This is a genomic window from Vibrio sp. OPT18 (assembly GCF_015163615.1).
GTDB lineage: Bacteria > Pseudomonadota > Gammaproteobacteria > Enterobacterales > Vibrionaceae > Vibrio > Vibrio coralliirubri.
Genome location: NZ_JADDYK010000094.1, coordinates 1 through 828, shown reverse-complemented (window position 1 = coordinate 828; position 828 = coordinate 1). Strand labels below are relative to the sequence as shown.

1 protein-coding gene is annotated in these 828 nt (G+C 44.2%); it reads right to left on the bottom strand.

Going from position 1 to position 828, the window contains the following annotated elements:
- Window positions 1-807 (bottom strand): IS3 family transposase (locus IQQ51_RS23655; protein WP_193842271.1); only part of this gene is annotated, 807 nt, incomplete at its 3' end.
- Window positions 808-828 lie beyond the last annotated feature (21 nt).

Here is an 828-nt window from a genome sequence, read left to right as displayed (position 1 = left end):
CATGGGACTCACTCCACCTAGAGTCCCATGTCTTCTTACTGGATTATAATAGGTATCGATATAAATTCGACTCTGCATCGTCATTTCTTGTCGTGAAAGCTGATCTAAGTTGTTCATCCACTCTTTCTTATATTGCGCAAAGAAGCTTTCGGAACAAGCGTTGTCCCAACAGTTTCCTTTTCTCGACATGCTGACTTTAATCTTTCGTTTACGGTGCCAACGGATCGTCTCCAACGCTCGATACTGTATACCTTGATCGGAGTGAAACAAAAGCTCGTGACCTAAGGGCTGCCTTTGTTTCCAAGCCTTATTCAGGCTTCTTAGCACTAACTTTGCGTTATTAATGCGACTTGTCGACCAACCAATCACTTTGCGTGAAAACAAATCTAAGACGACGCACAGGTATTGCCAACCATCAGTACAGCGCACCTGAGTTATATCTGACACCCAAACTCGATCGGGTTTATCCACCTTAAATTGACGGGCAAGAATGTTATAGGCAGGTATAAGCGTATTTTGTCTTGGTGCTCGTCCATATCGCTTCTTGCTCGCGCAAGAGCGATAGCCCATATTCTGCAGAAGCCTCTGTACTCGCTTTTTATTACAAATAAAGCCGTTAGCGACCGCTGCTTCCCAAAGCTTTCGATAGCCTGGAATACAATACTGAGCTTTGCTTTCTCTCCTCAAGTAGTGACTTAAAGACTCATTGTCTGTCTCTCGCTTCGATGGTTTCCTTGTTAGCCACTTGTAATAACCCGCTTTAGAAACGCCCAACCATTGGCATAGTCGTATGACAGGAAGCTTCACACTGGCCTTCTTAAGGATATA